General features: G+C 69.6%; 3 protein-coding genes. All 3 read left to right on the top strand.

Features of this window, described 5'->3' with window-relative positions; genetic code table 11:
• A partial coding sequence (locus AB1346_07700; protein ID MEW6720315.1) for a glycine--tRNA ligase subunit beta occupies positions 1 to 836 on the top strand: 836 nt, incomplete at its 5' end.
• Between the two features lie 5 nt (positions 837 to 841).
• Positions 842 to 3,610 (top strand): pyruvate, phosphate dikinase, encoded by a 2,769-nt coding sequence (gene ppdK / locus AB1346_07695; GenBank protein ID MEW6720314.1) that lies wholly within the window; start codon positions 842 to 844, stop codon positions 3,608 to 3,610.
• Positions 3,611 to 3,771: 161 nt separating this feature from the next.
• The coding region (gene smc / locus AB1346_07690; protein MEW6720313.1) for a chromosome segregation protein SMC at positions 3,772 to 6,233 on the top strand (2,462 nt) is incomplete at its 3' end.

Here is a 6,233-nt window from a genome sequence, read left to right as displayed (position 1 = left end):
GAAGCCATTACGCCTCGAAGACCGGGGAGACGGAAGAGGTGGCCCGGTCAGTGTTCGAGCATTACCTCCCGAAGGGGCAGTCGGACGACCTCCCGGCGACCGACGTCGGCGCGGCCGTCGCGATCGCGGACAAGATCGACATGGTGTGCGGCTGCTTCGGCGTGGGGCTGATCCCCACCGGGACGGCGGATCCGTACGGGCTGCGGCGTCACACGCTCGGGATCCTTTCCATCCTCGAGGCGAGGAACCTCCGGATCCCGATCGGGGAGCTGGCGGACCGTTCGCTGGCGACCCTCGCCGGAAAGCTCAAGTTCCCGGCGGAGGAGGTGAAGCGGAAGGTGATGGACTTCATCGCCGGGCGCTACCAGAACCTCCAGGTCTCCCGCGGCGCGCCCGCCGACCTGGTCGACGCGGTGATCGCCGCCGGCATGACCGACATGGCCGACCTGCGGGCGAAGCTCGATGCGCTGGTCGCCTTCCGGGCGGAGGCGGCGTTCGGGCCGCTCGCCGAGGTCTTCAAGCGGGCGATCAACATCTCGAAGGCGTACGAAGGGCCCCTGGCGGTGTCGGAAGGGCTCTTCGAAACCGACGAGGAGCGCGCTCTGCACGCGGCGGCCCACGGCGTTTCGGGACGCGTCGAGGCGGCGGCCCGCGACGGAAGGTACGCCGAGGCGTTCCGCGAGATGGCGGCGCTGCAGCCGCTGGTCGCGGCGTTCTTCGACAAGGTGCTCGTGATGGCGAAGGACGGGAAGGTGCGGAACAACCGGCTCGCGCTGTTGAAGGGGCTTTCGGTATCGTTCACGACGGTGGCGGATTTCTCCAGGGTGGCGGGGTAGAAACCATGGCGGGGAAACGGGTCTATTTCTTCGGCAGGAGAACGGCCGAGGGAAGCATCGCGATGAAGGACGTGCTGGGAGGAAAGGGCGCCGCCCTGGCCGACATGACGAACCTGGGGCTGCCGGTCCCGCCCGGGTTCACCGTCTCGACCGGTGTCTGCCCGCTGTTTTTCGCGAACCGCGGGAAGCTCCCCGCGGACGTGATCCGGGAGATCGCCGCGAACCTCGCGAAGCTCGAGAAGGCGGCGGGGAAGAAGTTCGGCGATCCGAAGAATCCGCTCCTCGTCTCCGTGCGCTCCGGGGCCCGGTTCTCCATGCCCGGGATGATGGACTCCGTCCTCAACATCGGCCTGAATGACCGGACGGTCGAGGGGCTCGCGGCGGCATCCGGGAATCCCCGGTTCGCATACGACTGCTACCGGCGGCTTCTGGCGATGTTCTCGTGCATCGTCCTCGGAATCCCGCGGGAGCCCTTCGCGCGGGCGCTGGAGGAGAAGCGGCAGGAGCGCGGGGCGTCCTCCGACGCCGACCTCGAGGCGGCCGACCTGAAGGAGCTCTGCGCGCGATTCAAGGCGCTGACGAAGGAGCTGTCGAAGAGGGACTTCCCGCAGGCGCCTCAGCTCCAGCTTTCGCTGGCGTGCGAAGCGGTGTTCCGCTCGTGGGAAAACGACCGGGCGAAGTATTACCGGAAGACGCAGGGGATTCCGGACGGCAACGGAACCGCCGTCAACGTGCAGGCGATGGTCTTCGGCAACGCGGGGAACGACTCGGCCACCGGCGTCTGGTTCACCCGGAACCCCTCCACGGGGGCCAAGGAGTACTACGGGGAGTACCTCGTGAACTCCCAGGGCGAGGAGCTGGTGGGGGGGCTGCGGACGCCGCGGCACGTCCGGGAGATGCGGAAGGACTTCCCGGACGCCTACGACCAGCTCGTCCGGATCTCGGGCCGGCTGGAGAAGCAGTACGGGGACGTTCAGGACTTCGAGTTCACCATCGAGCGGAACAAGCTGTACATGCTCCAGACGCGGCCGGGGAAGCGGACCGCCGCCGCCGCGGTCCGCGTCGCGGTGGACATGGTGCGGGAGAAGCTCGTCACGAAGGAGGAGGCGCTGCTGCGGCTGGACCCGCGCCGGATCGAGCAGCTTCTCCATCCCGTGGTCGATCCCGACGCGATCGTCGAGGTGATCGCCCGGGGGCTCCCGGCGTCGCCCGGAGCGGCGACCGGCGGCGTGGTGTTCACGGCCGAAAAGGCGGTGGAGCGCGCGATGGCGGGCAGGGACGTCATCCTGGTCCGCAGGGAGACGAGCCCGGACGACATCCAGGGGATGGACGCCGCGTGCGGGATCCTGACGGCGAAGGGCGGAATGACCTCTCACGCGGCGGTGGTCGCCCGCCAGATGGGGAAGACGTGCGTCACCGGCTGCGAGGCGATCGACATCGACGAGGCGACGAACCGGTTCATGGCGGGCGGGCGGATGCTGCGCGAGGGGGACCAGATCACGCTGAACGGCGCCACCGGCGAGGTGATCCTGGGAAAGGTGCCGCTGACCGTTCCGCGGATGACCGGATCGTTCGGGATCTTCCTGTCGTGGGCGGACGCCGTCCGCCGCCTGAGGGTCCGCGCGAACGCGGACACCCCGCGCGACGCGCGCGTGGCGCGCGACTTCGGGGCCGAGGGGATCGGCCTCTGCCGCACCCAGCACATGTTCTTCGCCGAGGACCGCATCCCCATCATGCAGGAGATGATCCTCGCCCGGACGAAGGAGGACCGGGACGCGGCGCTGGCCCGGCTCCTTCCCATGCAGCGCGAGGACTTCAAGGGGCTGTACCGGGAGATGAAGGGGTATCCGGTGACGATCCGGCTGCTGGACCCCCCGCTGAACGAGTTCCTCCCGAAGCGGGAAGAGCTGCTGGTCGAGGTGAACAAGCTCGAGTTCGTGCGGGCGGACCGCACCCTGATCGAAGAGAAGAAGCGGGTGCTGGAGCGGGTCGAGGAGCTCCACGAAGTCAACCCGATGCTGGGGATGCGCGGCTGCCGGCTGGGCATCTGCCACCCCGAGATCACCCGGATGCAGGTGCAGGCCATCTTCGAGGCCGCGTGCGAAGTGGCCCGCGAAGGGGTCCGGGTGAAGCCGGAGATCATGATCCCGCTGGTCAGCATGGTCAGCGAGATGCGGGCGCAGAAGGAGATCGTCGTCCAGGCGGCCGAGGAGACGATGAAGCGGTACCGGAGGAAGATCCCGTACTCGGTGGGGGCGATGATCGAGGTGCCCCGCGCCGCGGTGACGGCGGACGCGATCGCGCGGGAGGCGGAGTTCTTCTCCCTCGGGACGAACGACCTCACCCAGACGACGTTCGGGTTCTCGCGGGACGACGCCGGGAAGTTCATCCAGAGATACCTTTCCCGGTCGGAACTGTGCCCCCGCTGCGGGGAGAAGCTGGACCGGGACCTCCGCTGCGCCTCCTGCGGCGTGACGCACCCGCGGAGGTCCGAGGACATCCTCGAGGCCGACGTGTTCGCCACCGTCGACCGGGAGGGGGTGGGGGAGTTCGTCCGGATGGCCGTGGAGAAAGGGCGCTCCGCGCGCCCCGGCCTGAAGGTCGGCGTCTGCGGGGAGCACGCGGGAGACCCGAAGTCGGTGGAGTTCTTCGACCGGGCGGGGCTCGATTACCTGTCCTGCTCGCCCTACAGTGTCCCCGTGGCGCGCCTGGCCGCCGCGCAGGCGGCGCTTCGGAAACGGCAGGAGTCCGGGAAGGGAAGGAAGCGGGACTGACGGGATCAAGGAAGAACTATTCTCGATGGCGGCCCCGTTCCGGGGCCGCCGTTTTTTTCTTTACATTCCCGAGGAAACACCATATATTGCGTCAGACGGCACGCATGTCCACAGGATGTTGAGGTATACCTAAAAAAGGCCACCTGGGACTACGGGGACCGATGAAGCTGAAAAAACTGGAATTGATCGGGTTCAAGTCGTTCTATGACAAGACGACGTTCGATTTTTCCGACGGCATAACCGCCATCGTCGGCCCGAACGGATGCGGGAAATCCAACATCGTCGACGCCATCCGATGGGTCCTCGGGGAGCACGCGCCCTCCCACCTTCGAAGCAAGGCGCTCGAAGACGTCATCTTCGCCGGCTCCGACGCCGCCGGCCCCCTGGGCATGGCGGAAGTCACGCTCACCTTCGTCAACGACGACGGGATCGCCCCGCCCGGATACGAGTCGTTCTCCGAGATCTCCGTGACCCGGCGCACCTACCGGGACGGCGAGAGCGAGTTCTCCATCAACAAGACGCCGTGCCGGCTCAAGGACATCGCCGAGCTGTTTCTCGACACGGGGGCCGGCGCGCGCGGCTACGCCATCATCCGGCAGGGGAAGGTAGGCGAGATCGTCAACGCCCGTCCCGAAGAAAAGCGGCTCATCATCGAGGAGGCCGCCGGGGTCGCCAAGTTCCGGGTCCGCCGCAAGGAGGCGGAGCGGAAGATGGAGAACACCCGCCAGAACCTCGCCCGCGTCAAGGACATCCTCGACGAGGTGCGCAGGCAGATCGGCTCGCTCGAGCGGCAGGTGCGGAAAGCCGAGCGGTACAAGGCGCTTCGCGCCGAGCTCCGGGAGCTCGACTTCCGGGTGGCGGCCGGAAAGCACCGGAAGATGTCGTCGGAGTTCGAGGCCGCGAGGAAGGAGCTCGCCGCGCTCGAGGACGCGCTGGTCGCATGCCGTGCTTCCGTGTCGACGCTCGAGTCCTCCCGGGAGGAGGCCCGCATGCGGCAGGCGGAGCGGGAGCGCCTCCTGGCCGACCTGCGGGAGGAGCACGCGCGGCGGAAGGAGGACGCCGCCCGCAGGGAAGCGGGATGGAACGGGCTGCTCGCGCAGGCGGAGCATTTCCGGAAGGCGGCGGAGGAGGCCGGCCGGGAGATCGGGACGCTCGAGGCCGAGATCGCGGAGCTTGGAGAGCGGCTCCGTTGCGCCGGGGAGGAGACGGCGTCCCGGCGGGAGGAGCTTTCGCGCGCCCGGATCCACTGGGAGGAGCGCCGGTCCTCCCTGGCGGATGCGCGCGAGGAGCACCAGCGCGCCCAGGAGCATGCCGATCGCGCCGCGTCCGACCTGATGGTGCGGGTGACCCAGCACTCCGGCGCGCAGTCCGGCGCGGAGGCCCTTTCCCGCCGGATCGAGGAAGGGGAGCGCAACCTGGCCCGCCTTGCGGAGCGCATCGCGGAGGGTGAAGCGGCGGTCGGGAAGGCGGCATCGGAGTACGAGGCCGCTTCCGTCGCGGAGCGGCTGGCGGAGGAAACGCTCGCCGCGGCGGAAGGCGCCTGGTCGGAGACGGGCGCCCTGCTGGCGGAAACCGTCTCACGCCTCGACGCGGCCGTGGAGGATTCGCGCCGGGCGGAAGGGGAGCTCCAGTCGGTGGAGTCCCGCTTCTCCACCCTGTCGCGGGTGCACGAGCAGAGAGACTGGACCTCGTCGGGCGTGCGCGCCGTCCTGCACCATTTCCGCCATAACGGCGGCTCGCGGGAGGGGGGCGCGGAGGGGATCCTCGGCGTCATGGGGGACCTCATCGAAACCGAGGCCGCCTACGAGAAGGCGGTCGAGGCGGTCCTCGGGGAACGGATGCAGTCCGTCGTCGTCCGCGACCAGGCGGACGGGCTGTCCGCCATCCATTATCTGAAGGAGACGCGGGAAGGGCGAAGCGCGTTCGTCCCGATGGGGCTGCGGATCCGCGAGGAGGCCGTCGCGCACCTCGGGGAGGAGGGCGTCGTCGGGCCGCTGACGAGCGTCGTCCAGGCGCCGCCGGAATGCGGCGAGCTGGTCCGGGGGCTGCTCGGCGGGACGCTGCTCGTTCGGAACCTGGAGACGGCGCTGCGCCTCTGGAACCGCAACGGGGTGTGGAACTCCTACGTGACGCTCGACGGCGAGGTGGTGACCGCCGACGGCATCCTGATCGGAGGGGAGCAGGGGGGAACGTCCGCGGTCGACGGGGAGGAAGCGCCGGCCGAGGCGGGGGTCCTCGCCCGCCGCCGGGAGATCCGCGAGCTGTCGCGGGAGATCGAAGGGCTGCGGCGGGAGCGGAGCCGGCGGCTGGAGGAGGAAGAGGCGGTCCGGCGCGCCCGCGCGGAGCTCGAGGAGCGGCTCGCCGGGATGTTCCGCGCACGGGAGGAGGCGGGCGCGGCCCACGCGGCGGCCGTGCGGGCGAAGGCGGTCCTCGGCGAGACGCTCTCGCAGGCGCGCGCGGCGCTCGACGGGCGCGTGCAGGAGGAGGCGTTCCTCCGCGGGGAGCAGGGGAGGATGGCCGAAGAGCTCTCCGAGTCGCTCGCGGCGGCGCGGGAGACCGAGCAGGCGCGCGGGGCCGAGGAGGAGCGCACCCGGGCTCTGTCCGCGGAGCTCGACGCGAGCCG

It is taken from the genome of Thermodesulfobacteriota bacterium, assembly GCA_040758155.1.
Classification (GTDB): Bacteria; Desulfobacterota; Deferrimicrobia; order Deferrimicrobiales; family Deferrimicrobiaceae; genus UBA2219.
Note: the sequence above shows the minus strand (reverse complement) of the source record. Positions and strands in the feature narration are given on the sequence as shown.